The 15,332-nt window shown below is 58.0% G+C and carries 14 protein-coding genes, 1 tRNA gene and 1 pseudogene; 9 read left to right on the top strand and 7 right to left on the bottom strand.

The genetic code is table 11. The annotated features are described in order from the left end of the window. Positions 1-90 precede the first annotated feature (90 nt). Positions 91-582, bottom strand: coding sequence for a 30S ribosomal protein S9 (rpsI, locus tag GRO01_RS10740; RefSeq protein ID WP_062496006.1), 492 nt, complete (start codon positions 580-582; stop codon positions 91-93). A gap of 10 nt (positions 583-592) precedes the next feature. Further along, positions 593-1,066: a 50S ribosomal protein L13 gene (gene rplM, locus GRO01_RS10735; RefSeq protein ID WP_011252036.1), complete on the bottom strand. Its 474-nt coding sequence runs from the start codon at positions 1,064-1,066 to the stop codon at positions 593-595. 326 nt (positions 1,067-1,392) lie between these two features. Between rplM and GRO01_RS10730 the strand changes: the two genes are divergently transcribed. Together GRO01_RS10730 and GRO01_RS10725 are read left to right on the top strand one after the other, a co-directional pair. After that, complete coding sequence (locus GRO01_RS10730) at positions 1,393-2,799, top strand: hypothetical protein (protein WP_062509742.1); 1,407 nt, start codon at positions 1,393-1,395, stop codon at positions 2,797-2,799. Next, positions 2,796-3,719: an SDR family oxidoreductase gene (locus GRO01_RS10725; protein ID WP_062509744.1), complete on the top strand. Its 924-nt coding sequence runs from the start codon at positions 2,796-2,798 to the stop codon at positions 3,717-3,719. The genes GRO01_RS10730 and GRO01_RS10725 overlap by 4 nt, the downstream gene beginning before the upstream one ends. A gap of 30 nt (positions 3,720-3,749) precedes the next feature. Here GRO01_RS10725 and GRO01_RS10720 read toward each other — a convergent pair whose 3' ends face one another. Continuing rightward, on the bottom strand, positions 3,750-5,171 hold the full coding sequence (locus GRO01_RS10720; RefSeq protein ID WP_062509747.1) for a mannose-1-phosphate guanylyltransferase/mannose-6-phosphate isomerase: 1,422 nt from the start codon (positions 5,169-5,171) through the stop codon (positions 3,750-3,752). A 240-nt stretch (positions 5,172-5,411) separates the two neighbouring features. On the opposite strand from GRO01_RS10720, the gene GRO01_RS10715 reads away from it, so the two are divergent. Beyond that, positions 5,412-6,344, top strand: a complete 933-nt coding sequence (locus GRO01_RS10715) for a DMT family transporter (RefSeq protein ID WP_062509748.1) — start codon at positions 5,412-5,414, stop codon at positions 6,342-6,344. 244 nt (positions 6,345-6,588) lie between these two features. Here GRO01_RS10715 and GRO01_RS10710 read toward each other — a convergent pair whose 3' ends face one another. Further along, a complete protein-coding gene (locus GRO01_RS10710; RefSeq protein ID WP_062509869.1) occupies positions 6,589-7,152 on the bottom strand; it encodes a recombinase family protein in 564 nt (187 codons plus the stop codon). Positions 7,153-8,028: 876 nt separating this feature from the next. Between GRO01_RS10710 and GRO01_RS13840 the strand changes: the two are divergent. From GRO01_RS13840 to GRO01_RS10695, 4 genes and pseudogenes are all read left to right on the top strand, one after another. After that, a pseudogene (locus tag GRO01_RS13840) lies at positions 8,029-8,388 on the top strand (HNH endonuclease signature motif containing protein); the annotation flags it as partial. Positions 8,389-8,439: 51 nt separating this feature from the next. Beyond that, a complete protein-coding gene (locus GRO01_RS13625) occupies positions 8,440-8,601 on the top strand; it encodes a helix-turn-helix domain-containing protein (protein ID WP_244926380.1) in 162 nt (53 codons plus the stop codon). Continuing rightward, positions 8,598-9,368: a hypothetical protein gene (locus GRO01_RS13620; RefSeq protein WP_231490320.1), complete on the top strand. Its 771-nt coding sequence runs from the start codon at positions 8,598-8,600 to the stop codon at positions 9,366-9,368. The genes GRO01_RS13625 and GRO01_RS13620 overlap by 4 nt, the downstream gene beginning before the upstream one ends. Before the next feature lie 484 nt (positions 9,369-9,852). Further along, positions 9,853-10,272 carry a hypothetical protein gene (locus GRO01_RS10695; protein ID WP_062509752.1) on the top strand — a complete coding sequence of 140 codons (420 nt, stop codon included), beginning with the start codon at positions 9,853-9,855 and terminating at the stop codon, positions 10,270-10,272. A gap of 1 nt (position 10,273) precedes the next feature. On the opposite strand, the gene GRO01_RS10690 is transcribed toward GRO01_RS10695, so the two are convergent. The 3 genes from GRO01_RS10690 to GRO01_RS10680 all read right to left on the bottom strand — a co-directional run bounded on the left by GRO01_RS10690 (position 10,274) and on the right by GRO01_RS10680 (position 12,862). Next, the gene (locus GRO01_RS10690) at positions 10,274-11,356 is read right to left on the bottom strand and encodes a phage integrase SAM-like domain-containing protein (RefSeq protein WP_062509754.1); all 1,083 of its coding nucleotides are present in this window, start codon (positions 11,354-11,356) and stop codon (positions 10,274-10,276) included. A gap of 465 nt (positions 11,357-11,821) precedes the next feature. Further along, positions 11,822-11,897: transfer RNA gene (locus tag GRO01_RS10685), tRNA-His, on the bottom strand. A 101-nt stretch (positions 11,898-11,998) separates the two neighbouring features. Next, positions 11,999-12,862: a glucose 1-dehydrogenase gene (locus GRO01_RS10680; RefSeq protein ID WP_062509756.1), complete on the bottom strand. Its 864-nt coding sequence runs from the start codon at positions 12,860-12,862 to the stop codon at positions 11,999-12,001. Positions 12,863-13,091: 229 nt separating this feature from the next. Here GRO01_RS10680 and GRO01_RS10675 point away from each other — a divergent pair, with 229 nt between their 5' ends. Further along, positions 13,092-14,546 carry a SulP family inorganic anion transporter gene (locus tag GRO01_RS10675; protein ID WP_062509758.1) on the top strand — a complete coding sequence of 485 codons (1,455 nt, stop codon included), beginning with the start codon at positions 13,092-13,094 and terminating at the stop codon, positions 14,544-14,546. A 91-nt stretch (positions 14,547-14,637) separates the two neighbouring features. Next, positions 14,638-15,276, top strand: a complete 639-nt coding sequence (locus GRO01_RS10670) for a hypothetical protein (protein ID WP_062509871.1) — start codon at positions 14,638-14,640, stop codon at positions 15,274-15,276. Positions 15,277-15,332: the final 56 nt, after the last annotated feature.

The following is a 15,332-nucleotide window of genomic DNA, read 5'->3' as shown; positions in this document are numbered from 1 at the left end:
CATAATCCCAAGGCCATTCCCGTATACCGGGCACAAAAAAACCCGGCCATTTCTGGCCGGGTTTTCCGTCGTTCGAAAAGGCTGAAAAAATCAGCGCTTCGAGAACTGGAAGGAACGACGCGCCTTCGCACGGCCGTACTTCTTACGCTCGACAATACGGCTGTCACGCGTCAGGAAGCCGGCAGCCTTCAGAATGCCACGCAGGCTCGGCTCGTAATACGTCAGCGCACGGGAGATACCGTGACGGACGGCGCCAGCCTGACCGGACAGACCACCACCGGTCACCGTGCAGTACACGTCGAACTGGTTGTAGCGGTCGGAAATCAGGAACGGCTGCGTCAGAAGCATACGCAGGACCGGACGGGCGAAATACGTCGTGACCGGACGGCCGTTGACGATGATGTCACCCTTGCCAGGCTTGATCCACACGCGGGCCACGGCGTCCTTACGACGGCCGGTTGCGTAGGAACGGCCCTGGGCGTCACGCTTGACTTCGTGAACCGGGGCAGCGTTGGAGGTAACGGCAGGAGCAACGCTCGCAAGGTCCTGCAGCGTGCCGGTGCGCTCTTGGGTCTCGGACATGATACAGGCCTTACGACTCGTGGGTTACGGTGTTTTTGCGGTTCATCGCAGCAACGTCCAGCTTGACAGGCTTCTGGCCGTCATGCGGATGCTCGGAACCGGCATAGACATACAGGTGCTTCATCTGGGCGCGCTGCAGAGGACCACGGGTGATCATGCGCTCGACGGCCTTCTCGACAACTTCACCCGGGTTCTTGCCCGTGAGACGCTGCGTGATGGTACGCTCCTTGATACCGCCCGGATGACCCGTGTGGTAGTGGAACAGCTTCTGGCCGACCTTGTTGCCCGTCAGAACAACCTTCTCGGCGTTGATGACGACGATGTTGTCGCCGCAGTCAACGTGCGGGGTGAACTGCGGCTTGTGCTTTCCGCGCAGGCGGGTGGCGATGATGGTGGCGAGACGGCCGAGAACGAGCCCTTCGGCGTCGATCAGCACCCAGTTCTTCGTCACCTCCGCTGGCTTCAGCGAACGTGTGGTCTTCATTAGTGACATTCCAGCTTGGGGCACGGCCAGGGGCCGCACCGTGGATGGCGCTTGCAGCGAAAACGGTGCCCGAAAGCACCCTTTCCTCCGGCAAAGCGGATCAGGTGGGGCCTTATTGCCGTCCTCGGCGCGCACGTCAAGCCCCGTTCACACATTGAATTATGTGATTCGCAGCGGTTTTCCGCCGTTTTCAGCTATGCGGTATCCAGTTACCATAACAAAAACGACGTCTGCATTGCCCCCTGACACGACAATGGTATCCTGCCAGCACGCAGACCGTTCGCGCCCGACACCTGTGCGGGACCGTTTCAGACAGGAACATCAACGTGAAAAGACCCTGGCTCACGGCGAGCCTGATTTCGGTAATTGCCGTCATGGGCATGGCTGGCGTGCACCATGAGGCCCATATGGAACTGGTCCGCGGCCTGTCGAGCTTTAGGGCCGCGCTCCCTCCGGGCACGACATTCACCTATGGCAGTGCAAAGCCGGCGATCCTCTCGCTGGGCGCAACCCTGACGGACATCACCCTGCGGGACGGCTCCATTACCCTGCGCGCCACCCGGATGCGGCTGGGCCATCCGCGCCCCACGCCGGATGGCGGGCTCTCGATCCGCGCGGTGGAAGTCCGCGAACCATTACTTCAGACTCCGACCCAGATCGTCCATGGCAGCACGCTCAGCCTGCGCCAGCTGATCCTGCCGCCCTCGCGCCCGCCAGCGGACGGACAGTCCCGGATCGATCTGGCACATATTGCCCTGGCTCATGGACAGGTCGAGCAGTTCTCCGTGCAGAATCTTGCTCCCTCGCCCTCACCCGGCCCAATCAATGTCCACAGCCTGTTCGCCAACCGCGTCATACTGGACAACTACGGCCCGGCCCTCGTCACGTCCCTGCGCAGTGATGGCGCAACCCTCGCCTATGAACGGACTGTCCACGCACCGGGGCAAGATCCGCAGCTTGTCAGCGGACAGGCGAGCCTGGAGCGGCTTGATCTGAAACAGAAAGATCTCGCTGCGCAGATTGCGGCTGTATGGGACCATCACCCGCTTCCTTCGCATATGCCTCCACCGCAGAGTTTCGCTGCCCACAACTTCAGACTGAGCATGACATCGGGGACAATCCGCCTCGATGACCTGCGTGGAACAGGCACCCTTGAAGACCAGACGGCCACGCTGACGCAGGATGTGAAGGGTTTCCATTTCCAGAGCGACGAAAAGCTGCCCTTCCCGATCAACGGCGGAGCGTCAACCGCTCACTCCGTGCAGGTCTCAAATCTGGCGGATCATACGTCACAGACCCATGCGACCATTACGATCCCTGACTTCATGACGCTCAGGGCTGATGCCCGTATCATCCAGACAGACTTCGCGAACGGCCATTCGTCGCCACAGCAGGTCCTGCAATCCACGGCACTTCAGAACATGACCCTCTCGCTGCAGGGCGACAGACTGCTTGATACCGGTTTCACGCTGTCTGCCCGGCAGACCGGAAATGGCACAACCGCGAACCAACTCCGTGAGAAAACCAGTCAGGTCCTTCAGGCTGCCCTTTCGGTCAATCCCGCACTGAGTGCTGTTTCGGACTATGTTGCCAATCCGGCAGGCCGCACCCTGACGGTGTCTTATGCTTCCACTGCACCAGTGCCCCTGAAGACACTCAATGAAGCGGCCTCTTCTCCGGCTGCGATGATGGCTTTTCTCGCTTCACCTGACCTGAAAGCTTCCGCAGAATGATGACCGGCGACCTTCCGCAGCCCGCTGTACCGGCACAGGGTCCGGTCTGCATCATCGGCGCAAGCGGCCGTTCAGGATTGGCACTCTGCCGCGCGCTTCTGGCCGAAGGTCAGAAGATCATTGCTGTCGTACGCAGTCAGGGCAATCTCGCACCCGACATCGCCCAAGCCTGCGTCGCTGTCCGTATCGCTGATCTGACGGACAGCACTACGCTTCCACTCGCATTTGAAGGCGTAGCCGTCGTCGTCAATACAGCTCATGCGCGCCATCTTCCGGCCATTCTGGCTGCAACGAAAGCGCCTGTCGTAACTCTGGGAAGCACACGCAAGTTCACGCGCTGGCCCGACGATCATGGACGCGGCGTTCTGGCGGGCGAAGCCGCGCTGAAAATCGATGGACGACCTTCAATCATTCTTCATCCGACCATGATCTATGGAGCACAGGGCGAAGACAACGTGCAGCGGCTGGCAAAGCTTCTGGAACGCCTACCAGTCATTCCGCTTCCGGGAGGTGGTCGCGCACTGGTGCAGCCCATCGACCAGCGTGATGTGACACGCTGTCTGGTCTCGGCCATTCACCTGATCCAGAAGGGTGAGGTCACAGGCCCGGAAAGCATTGTGATCGCCGGTCCGACTGCGGTCGCTTACCGGACGTTCGTGCGTATGGTGCTGTATTTTGCAGGACTTGGCGGACGCCCCATCATGTCCCTGCCGGGATGGATGCTCATGGCGCTTTCACATGTAACGCGCCATATCCGCAGACTTCCTCAGATCGCACCGGAAGAAATCCGGCGGCTTCTGGAAGACAAGAACTTTGATGTAGGCCCGATGGAAAGCCGTCTGGGTATTGTACCCATACCGCTTGCCAACGGACTTCATCACCTGTTCGGAAGCCGGTCCCATCAGAACCGGGAACCCTGATCCTCAACGGATCAGGGCCTCCCTACCGGATCAGTTGCGGGAATAGACGTCCTCGATCCGGACGATATCGTCCTCGCCCAGATAGGGGCCGGACTGCACTTCAATCAGCGTCAGCGGAATGCGGCCCGGATTTTCCAGCCGGTGCACACAGCCCAGCGGCAGATAGACGCTTTCGTTTTCACGCACCATGATCTGGTCGGTATCACGGGTCACGACTGCCGTACCACCCACGACCACCCAATGCTCGGCGCGATGGAAATGCTTCTGAAGTGAAAGCTTCTGACCCGGCTCGACCACGATCCGCTTCACCTGGAACCGGTCTGCCTGGATCAGGCTCTCATAGAAGCCCCAGGGACGATACATGCGGTTATGCGCCACCGCTTCCTTGCGTCCCGCCTTTTTCAGGCGGCTGACCATGTGCTTGACGTCCTGCGCCCGGTCACGATGCGAGACCATGACGGCATCCTGCGTCACAACCACGATCAGATCCTCGACGCCGGCAACCGTAGCCACGATTCCGTCTGAACGGACATAACAGTTCCGCGCGCCATCAAGGAAAACATCCCCGAACGTGGCATTCCCGGCCTCATCCTTGGACGTCAGTTCCCATAGCGCATCCCAGCTGCCAATATCCGACCAGCCGAATGTTCCCGGCACCACAGCCGCACGCTTTGTGCGCTCGGCCACGGCATAATCCACGGAAATATCCGGAGCCTGACGGAAGTTCGCATCATCGAGACGGTCAAAGTCGAGATCGCTCTTGCGGGCCCGGACAGCCTGTCCGACATGCTCGTAAATCGACGGCTCGAAAGTCTCGATCTCGGAAAGGAAGACGCCTGCCTGTGTGACGAACATGCCGGAATTCCACAGATACCGGCCATCACGGAAAAACGTCTCTGCCGTTGCCGTGTCAGGCTTTTCAACAAAGCGGGCCACTTCGTAAACGCCATCCAGCCCTGGCAGAACTGCACCGCTTTCAATATAGCCATAGCCTGTCTCGACACGCGTCGGTTTCATTCCAAACGTGACGATCCGACCTTCACGCGCCGCAGCGACAGCGTGTTCAAGCGCGGAATAAAGTGCCGCTTTATCGGTAATGGCAGCATCCGCGGCCATAATCCACAGAACCGCATCAGGATCGGTCTCCGCGACGAGGAACGCTGCTGCGGCAATGGCGGGCGCGGAATTGCGCCCTACGGGTTCAAGAACGATCCGGGCATCTTCGATCCCGACATCCCGCAACTGTTCGGCCACAATGAAGCGATGTTCAGCATTGCAGATCACGATCGGCGCAGCCAGACCCGCCCGGGCGCCTCGCAGAGCTGTTTCCTGAATCAGGGTCTTATCCGACAGGAGGGGCCAGAACTGCTTGGGATAGCTGCTGCGCGAAACCGGCCACAGACGACTGCCTGACCCGCCGGAGAGAATGACTGGAACGATCTTCTGGGACATGAGGGCTTACGCTTTTTCATCCACGTGTATGGGCGCCATACGGCCTGCCCAAAGGGACCGGCACCATACATGAAGGAAGCCGTCTTTCCAATTTACCACCTCACGCCTTCTACTGCATCAACACTTGGAAAGAAGGATAGAAACATCAGATTTACATTCCGGCACATTGACTGCATGAGCCATGAGGTCTTCTTATTCCTCCGAAAGAGGGCATGAAGCTGCCCACGGAGAAACACATCCATGAAGCAGAATATTTTCTCCTCAGGCATTCTTCTGGCGCTTCTGGGTTATGCCGCCTTCTCGATCAGCGATGCCTGCTCGAAAGGACTCGCCGGGCATCTCGATCCATTTGAAGTTGCCTTTTCTGGCGGCATATTCGGTTTCATTCTGCTGCCATTCATCCGCCGTCCGGAAGAGCCCTATTCCGACATCTTTGCGACGACGCGCCCGGGCATGTGGATCCTACGCGCCGTTTCGACATTCGTTTCAACGGCTGCCAGCGTCATGGCCTTCATGCTGCTGCCCATGCCAGAAGCCCTGTCGCTGATGTTCCTGATGCCGTTTTTCGTCACCATCATTTCCGTGATGATCCTCAAGGAAAAGGTCTCGTTCTGGACCTGGCTTTCGGTCGCGGTCGGATTCCTCGGTGTGCTGATCGTCCTGCGGCCCGGCGCGCGGACATTCCATCTGGGCCATGTCTGCGCCATCGTCGCCGCTCTCGCCAATGCCAGCAGCGTCGTGGCGTACCGGTTGGCAGGAGACGGGAGCGCACGGCTTTCCCTGTTCGGATCAAGCCTGTTCGGTCCACTGATCGGCGATGGCCTGCTCATGATCACTCATGCATCCTGGCCACATGGCCTGAAAGTTTGGGCCATCCTGTTCGGCTACGGCTTCCTTGCCGCTCTGGGTCAGCTTTTCATGATGATGGCCACAGCCGTCGCCCCCGCGAACCGGGTTGCCCTTCCGCAATACAGCCAGATGGTCTGGGCGGTGGCGTTCAGCTACCTGCTGTTTCACCAGCCGCTGGACAACTGGACGTTCGTGGGGATCGTCGTCGTGACGCTTTCGGGAATACTGAACTGGATCCGCCAGAAACTGCGCTTCGAGCGCATGGCTCTGGAAGAGCACTGGGAGCACCGACATCACCATCAGGTCGATGCCGCAAAACCCTAGGGCTGATATTCAGATTTTCAGAATTAGGATTGCTGGGGCGAATGACGGGGATCGAACCCGCGATAACCGGTACCACAAACCGGCGCTGTTTTCCTCAGAAAAATCAGTCAGTTAGCTTGAATAGGCCTCTTGTAACGCTCCGTGTGTAACGCTCACCGTTACACCTTTAGGCAGCATTGCAAGCTCCTAGACGGATGGCAAGTCAGGTGCTTGAAGGCACCTAAATCAGCTTTCTCTGAGCGGCTCAGGCCACCTTTCCGAGGCACCGATAGACGCTCGTGCGGCCCATCCCGAGCTTCTCAGCGATCTTTGAGGGGCTCATGCCTGATGCTGCCAGAGCCTTGACCTCTTCTGTCTGATTGCGTGCTGTGGGTTTGCGTCCGAGGTATTTGCCATCTGCCTGTGCCTTGGCGATGCCTTCAGCCTGACGTTCCTTCATCAGGTCCCGCTCAAACTCTGCGACCGCTGCAAGCATGGTGAGCATCAGCTTAGACGTGGGATTGGTGGTATCGAGTGTCATGCCGGACATGGATAGGATCACAAGACCACATTCCTTGGCCTTTACCTTCTCCACATAGCCCAACAGGTCCGCAGTCGAGCGAGCAAGACGGTCTGGCTTTGTCACCACTAACACGTCACCGGGCCTCAAATGATCCAGAGCGGCTTCTAGCTGGGGCCTGTGAGGGGATGCACCAGACACCTGCTCCGAGAAGATGCGCTCACATTCCCACTCCTTCAGGTTTCGGCTCTGAGCTTCCAAGCCTGCAAGCTGTTCTGTCGTGCTGGTGCGGGCATATCCAATCTTCACAATCAGGCGTCCATTCGTTCCAAAAGGTTTAGACCCTTTAGCGTTATCGTTCCATATGGTCAATATGGACCCTAATGGAACACATAACTGTTCCATGACCAGCGTTTCATTAGACCTTGCCCTATTGGAACAGGTGTGACTGGAGAGAGCTTGTTTTCAGATGCAGGGCTTACCACCCCAATGCCCAGAGGACCCGCATGGGACTCCCAACGGGCCACCGTGAGCCCTCTGAGGTCCTGAGCGGCCTTCAAAAAGAGGGCCTAAAGCCTTTGTTGTCGTTATTGTCCGACACTATCGAGCGGGGTTGTTGCTGTGAGATTTTGGGGCGCTCGGAGAGAGCGCTTGGGTCCTATATAGAGATGCCTTTGCGGTTCCATCTCGAACAGGCTTGAACCCGCAGGAAACTGCCATAAACTGAACAAATTCCCCCTAATACCTCCAGTATTCGGTTAGAAGGCCCTCCCTCCTAAGGATATCTTAAAGACCCCCTCTAGGATGAGGAGGTGTGCGGGAGCACCCTCTCGCTCAGGATCATCAGGTCCTAGCTTCTTCATTCACACACGCTCTCCCAGACAAAATAGCCGTTTATAGGTCCATAACGGCCCTAATTCGTCTCTATCATCGGAACCTAGCAAGAAACTGAGGACAGCTCACACAGAGCACTCTCCTCGGCTTCTTGGTGTGTTCTGCCGCCCATAGAGCGAGCCACACCCCCGCAATGAATGACTGCCCCCTAGGGGCTAGCCACACCTTTTCCGTCCATAGCTAGGGCGCAGGGTGGTCGTTCATTCTGAGGCATCGCACAGGTGATCCCGGCAACAAGGCGATGCGTCGCCACACACATCCATCTCCTCTACAAAACTCAGAAAGGACCCAATGAACCCTAACGTTCATTCCTCAAACACGCCCATTCAAGGGCCCGGCGCTAGCGCAGCATCTACCAAGAAATCTGCTCCCATGATCGAGCGGCTGATGGCCAGAGTGGACCGAGAAGGTCCAATTCATCCAACGGAGCCTGAAAAAGGCCGGTGCTGGATTAGCTCTCATCGCAAGGTCGGAAACGGTTATCCGCAGATATGCGGGCCACGATCAGACGGCTCTAGGGCACAGCAGTACACCCACCGTGTAATGTGGGAGCACCTCAACGGGTCTATCCCTGCCGATAGGGTGGTGATGCACACCTGTGATAACCGAGCGTGCTGCAATCCCGATCATCTCAGACTAGGCACTCAGGCTGATAACGTCCGCGACATGATGGTAAAGGGCAGAAGCAGATATGCCAAACCCATGTCCTTTACAGAAATCGGCCATATTCAAGCACTAAAGGCCATAGGAACCCCTGTCGCGCAAATTGCCAAACAGATGGGCAGAGACCTCAACACGGTACGCAAAGCCGTCCGAAAAGCGGCTAATCCCGATCAGCCCGATCTGTTCGGTTTCCCAGCTTGATCTTCTCACCAGATGAAGTCCGTATCCGTCTCTCCATCATGGACCTGATTAGGGATGGCAAGGCTTCACTCAAAGATGCTCAGGACGCCCTTTATCGAGATGATCCTGAGATGGTCGCAAGACTGCACCAGACAGTCACAGAGAGTCCCTGGGGCCACTCAAGGCTCGCCATGGGCGACTATGGGTTACTTGAAGAACTACCTCTCCTGAGTGATCCTGAGGGCCTCAGCGGCAAGCGTCTTCGACATGACGACAAAGCACCTCTTCGTCCCCAAGCCCAGCGCAAGGAGCGCGGCGTCATTGTGAAGGAAATGGCCTCAGATGTTTCTCTCTGGGGCGATGGTGACTTGTCACCCGATTGTGCCGTTATGCCAGATAGAGAAGCCCTTTGCCGGCTCCTTCAGGAAAACTGCTGGCTTAAGCGGGCCCCTTTCGGGCGTGAGCAATCCCGATGGTTCGTCACGGATACGGCGGTAGAAGGTGGATATGGTCAGACGGTTGATCCTTCCAACATTCACAGCCTCAAGATCAGTGGTGGCAAGAAGTCCTTCCCGTTTCCCGTGTTCTATGAGGACAAGGTGCGGGATGTGATCTGGACGTTAGGTTGGGACATCATCTTGAACACTGTCAGTGCCTTGAAGGACAAGAAGGCACGTCTAGCATGGCTACTCACTCATCACTCCTACCTCCCGAACAAGACACTGGCTGATCTCTCAGGAATGGGAATTGCTACAGTCGAAAGACGGAGACGGGAAAATGATGGTTAACAGTTATATAGAGAGAAAACCCTCTAACACCCCTAAAATCCCTATGAGGCTGAGCATCCGCAAGTTTCCTTCGGTGCCGTATGACCCTGCTATGCTCATTCATCCAATCCTCTTGTCGCTTGTGTCTGAAGATTGTCAGTGTCGAGAGACAAAGACGGAAAATGATACCTAGCGGTTATATAGAACCCTGAGGGTTTCCTGAGCGGATACCTTCAAGTCCTTTAGGATAGTCTTAAGTGAGGAGCGTGTGGGCGGAAGCCCCAGCTAGATAGGAAGTCTTAAAGATCCCTGAAGATCATCCAGAGCGATGGTGTGTTCCTGCACTCCCTCCTCATTCAAGACACTTTATAGGAACCCTATAGGTCTCCTGAGCGGGATGTGCTCTCGCACACTCCTCCTTCCTTCAAGATGTCTTCAAAACATCCGCTCAGGACACTCACAAGAGCGATGATGTCGCCCGGTATTGGAAACGAACTGCTCAAGCATGGCAAAGCCCAGCGCTAAAAGCGCCCCTAAAGTGAAATGGCGTCTAGAAGATGCCGAGAACCGCCTCTGGGAAGTGGGGATAGAAGTCTCCACTATCGAGAAGATGCCAAGCGGTCATGGTTCAGTGATCAGAACCCGTGATGGCCGGATGGTGTGTGTCTATGACACTGGCTCTCTAACCTGTCAGGGCAAGCTGATGGCTGATACGAAGCTCCTCTTTGAAGACCCTCCTTCAAGCCTCCTGAATGAGGCCATCAGAGGACATTCAGAGGCCTTGGAAGAGTCCTCACAGTTGGCTCAGGCCAACACACCTGAGGAGGCAGACAAGCCTCTCAGACCTCTTGGTGGGGCATATTCCAAGAGCCGTGTGATCGTGACAGCGAAAGGCGATCCTGAGGAAGTGATGCCGTGGGACTGAATTATGCAGTGCTCAAAGCGCTCCTCACCGCCTCAGGTATGCCTTTCTCCGCCATGCCTATGATGGCCCGGCTATAAAGCTCCCATCCGAGATCCTTTGCCGCATAGGTGTTAGAGCCCAGCGCCATCGGCCTGTGTCCGATCAGATGGTCCCGGACCAGTTCAGAGCACTCTGACACCCCATTGGCTAAAGCAGCCGCCATGAAGGTGGCAAAGCACCGCCTTGTGCTGTGGAAGTCTGTTGGACTCTCCTTCCCCAGAATGGTCTGTCGGAAGGTTGCAAAACGCTTGGACAGATAGTGCCCATGCTTCTCATCACGTCCGCCGGGCACACATTCAGGAAACAGAAGGACTTCTTGTCCAGACCCCCGAGGCAAAGCTCTCAGACGCCTCTCCACAATCGCTCTGGCTATGGGATGCAGTGGTATCTGCCTGATAGCACTCTTGGTCTTGCCCACATCAGCCGTCACTCTGAGGCCCCAGAGCACATTTAGACTATCGGACTGGATCACACGGCCCATCGTCAGGCTGGCTAACTCGTTCTGTCTGGCTCCTGTGAGAAGACCCAGACGGAAGGTGTCATAAATCGCCGGGCCCCACTTCCCATTGCGGTTGGTCTGAGGATCAGCAGACAGCAGCGCCAAGAGCTCTGCTTCAGTGAAGGGCCGCTTCTCACCATTGGGCTTCACAACCTTCTCAGCACGCCTCTTTAGGCCACGAGCGGCCCCTTGCCATGGATTAGGAGCATCCGTCAGCCCAGCGTCAGAGGCCCAGTCCCAGAAGGACTTGAGACAGGAAAGACGGAAACCAACTGTCAGAGGTTGGATGCCTTTGGTCTGGATCATCCATTCCCGGAAGCCTGAGACTTCCCGCTTGGTCACATCAGAGAGCCTGAGAGAGTGGACATGGGCCATTGGATCACCTGTCTCTGCCCCTACAAGGAACTCTCCCAGATACCTCAGAGATAGCCTGTGACGGTCTAGAAGTTCGTTCGTAACCTGCCCATCTAGCTCCCGATGCCATCGGTCCAGCAAAGACCCCAAAGTGTCCTCAGCTGCGGAAGAGCGGGCTTTATCGTGAGGCATGGTGCCTGTGTGGGGAGTGTCCCTCACAAGCCTAGAAGAGGCCTGAAGAGACCCAGATGAACGCTGGGAGATGCCTGTGCCCACCTCTCCCCAAGAAGGCTTCCAGTCACCTTCCAGAGGCTCCTGACCAGCTCCCAGAAGGGCTTCATTGAGCTGGGAACGGATTAGAGCGATAGCAGCGTCTCGACGCCTGATAGCCTCACGATTGTCTCTGGTACCGAGCGTCCGCACGATTTCTCGACAGAGCCCGCCAGAAGATCCCTTTACAGCCCCAACGTCTGCCCAACGATTCTTCGGGATTGTGAACCTGACAGCGTAACTCCGACGCCTCAGAAGCAGTTGATACACGTCTTCAAACACCCTTCAGATGAACCAAAAGGTGTAACGGTGAGCGTGTAACGCAGCGTTAGAATCGGGAAGAGACCCTGAAAGCTAACTCATTGATTTTCTTGGAAAAAGAAGCGCTGGGGCGAATGACGGGGATCGAACCCGCGACAACCGGTACCACAAACCGGCGCTCTACCAACTGAGCTACATCCGCCACACAGCGACGCATTCTCTAGAGGAAGGTTGGGGCTGTCGTCCAGTCCCCTGAAGCAATTTTTTTCATGCTCCGGGTTTTTCCGACTGCCCCACCCCGGATCAGATCACCGGAGTCCCGCCGGTGACCGCAAGCGTGGCACCGGAAACGTAGCTGGCTTCGTCACTTGCAAGGAAAACATAGGCCCCGGCCAGTTCTGCCGGCTGCCCCGGGCGCTTCATCGGCGTATCAGCGCCGAAGCGTTCCACGTGTTCGACATCCATGGTCGCAGGGATCAGCGGCGTCCAGATCGGGCCGGGGGCGACAACATTGGAGCGGATTCCCTTCTCGCCTAGCAGCTGGGCCAGACCGCCGCTAAAGTTCTGGATGGCGCTCTTGGTCGCGGAGTAGGCCAGAAGCTTCGGCTTGGGCTGATCGGCATTGACCGAAACCGTATGGATCAGCGCACCACCCCGCGGCATGTGCGGCAGGGCCAGACGCGACAGCCGGAACGCGGAGCCGGCATTGATATCGAATGTCTTGTCCCATTCCTCCTCACTGACATCTGCCAGTGAGGACCGCTCGATCTGGAAGGCGGCGTTGTTCACGAGAATGTCGATCTGCCCGAATTCCGCGACCGTGCGGTCCACGAGTTCGGCACAGATGTCACGATCCCGCAGGTCTCCCGGTACCAGAAGAGCGCGTCGGCCTGCCTTTTTGATCCAGTTCTCCGTTTCGCGGGCATCATCCATTTCCTCGGGCAGGAAGGAGATCACGACATCCGCGCCCTCACGGGCGAAGGCGATGGCAACAGCCCGTCCGATCCCGGAATCGCCCCCCGTGATGATCGCAATTTTTCCACGCAGCCGGTCATGGCCGACATAGCTCTGTTCGCCATGATCGGGTTTCGGTGTCATGAGAGACGTCTGTCCCGGAATGTGATCCTGATGCGGCGTGTTGAACGGTGGGGACGGATAATTGGCCATGATAATCTCCGGATGTGGAATGTCAGTGTGGTCCCAACGCAGCGACGCCTCCGGATGTTCAATTCGCAACACCAACGTCCTGACGGAAAGTCTTCGAGGCATTCTCCGTACCTCATGGTCATTCCGCATCTTCAATCCTGAAGCGAGCCGGGTTACACTGTCTGCCTCATTGCCGCGCCGGGCCTGAATACGTCGCACCCTGTTCACGCCCTACGCTCAAGGATCCTTCATGACTCCCGCTCTCTATCGTCGCCAGTGGGCACAGAACCCGCTGCGCGAAGTGCTGGCCGGAATGGTCGGCACCTTTGCCCTCATTCCCGAGGTCATTGCCTTCTCCTATATCGCCGGCGTCTCCCCGGCTGTTTCGCTGTTCGCGTCCTTTGTCATTTCCGTCTCGATCGCCATTTTCGGCGGCCGCCCAGGCATGATTTCCGGCGCTGCCGGTTCGGTGGCGCTGGTCGCGGCACCGCTGGTTCACGCTCATGGCGTACAGGCCATGCTGCTCGCCACGCTGGTGGCCGGTGCCTTTCAGGTCCTGTTCGGTCTGCTGCGTCTTCAGGCCGTCATGCGGTTCGTGCCTGCCGAAGTTCGCACGGGCTTCGTCAATGCGCTGGCCATCATGATCTTCTCCGCGCAGGTGCCGCAGATGCTGGGCGTGACCTGGCACACCTATGCGCTGATCGCGCTGGGCCTCGTCATCATCTATCTGCTGCCCCGCCTGTCAGACGCCATCCCCTCGCCGCTGATCTGCATTGTCATTTTGACCGCCATCACAATGCTGCATCCGATGCCGGTTCATACGGTCTCGGATCTCGGCGATCTGCCGACAGGACTGCCCAGCCTGACCTTCCCGCATATCGCCCTGAACTGGGCCACATGGTCGGTCGTGCTGCCTTACGCATTGGCCATGGCTGCCGTAGGCTTGCTGGAATCCATGATGACGGCCTCTGTTGTTGATGACATCACCGACACCCATGGCGACCAGCGCATGGAATGCACGGGCCTCGGCATTTCCAATATTCTCGTCGGCGCTTTCGGCGGCATCGCGGGCTGCGGCATGATCGGTCAAACCGTTGGCAACCTGCGCTATGGCGGACGCGGGCGCCTGTCCACTTTCACTGCCGGCGCGTTTCTGCTGGCCCTCATGGTCCTGCTGCATCGCTGGGTCGGACAGGTTCCGATGGCTGCTCTCGTCGCCATCATGATCATGGTCTCCGCCAGTACCTTCTCCTGGAGCAGCCTGCGCGATCTGACCCGCCATCCGCGCCTGTCCAGCCTGACCATGCTCGTCACCGTCGCCGTGGTCGTCATGACGCACGATCTGGCCGCAGGCGTTGCGGTTGGTGTCATGCTCTCGGGCGTATTCTTCGCCTGGCATGCCGCAAAGCTCCTGCGTGTTACGGAAGAACGGTCGGGCGAGACGCTGACATACCGGGCGTCCGGACAGGTCTTTTTCGCATCCGCAGACAGCCTGTCCGATGCCATCGACTACCATACGGATGCAAAGACCGTAGTGCTCGACCTCACCCATGCGCGCTTCTGGGACATTACCTCGGTGCAGGTTCTGGAGAAGATCATCGGCAAACTCCAGTCCCACGGCCATACAGTCGAAGTCACGGGGCTTCATCATGACCAGCATGGCATCATCGCCACGCAGTCGAATGAAAGCCTGCTCGCACTGTAAGGCTCGACAGGACCTGAAATCGCAAAACCGTGCGGATGCCTGACTGTTATAATGGCATCCCCGAGCGATCCGGAGAGACGCGTTGCGCAGCATGATTGATTTCAGTTCCTGGCACAGCCTGCTGGCCACCCTGATCGGGCTGGCGCTTTTCACGCTGATCGGCGTCGGAATCCGCCTGCTGACGATGCTGACCATCCAGCAGCGCCGGGAGCGGATGAACCGCCAGATCAACGAGCGCCTGCGCGTCCTGATGGCCGCCTATCGCACGCTAGGCGGTTCGTTCACCGGCACCCTGCTTGTGGATCCGACGCACAAGCGGGATCTGGGGCCTGATCAGCTTTCCGGCTCGGACCGCAACCGCCGCATCCGCGATGCCGTCGAAGCTGCGCTGTCCGATATCATCCTGCTTGGAACGGAAGAACAGGTCCGGATGGCGGGTCGCGCGGCGGCGGAACTCGTGGCCGGACGTCCTGTCCCTACCCATGATCTGGTGGTGTCCCTGCGTAACTTCATCCGCAAGGCCCTGAACCTTGAAAGCCTGCCTTCCAATCTCGTTCTGCCTGAACAGGGGCCTGCCCGCCCCTCCTCGAATGGCGGGAACAAGGGTGACGGCAAGGAAGGCGGAAAAGGCGGAGGAGGTGGTGACGGCGGTGGAGGCGGTGGCATGGGCATGCAGGGCGGAACGGACCCGGCCCTGCACCATCCGGAGACGTACAGTCACAGTCTGTAATTCCGTCCAATCTTTAATCCGACCGTAACGAGTCACCCATACCCCTGCCCCCGTAC

This window comes from Gluconobacter roseus NBRC 3990, assembly GCF_006538885.1.
GTDB classification, from domain to species: domain Bacteria; phylum Pseudomonadota; class Alphaproteobacteria; order Acetobacterales; family Acetobacteraceae; genus Gluconobacter; species Gluconobacter roseus.
This window is presented reverse-complemented; position numbering and strand designations above follow the sequence as displayed.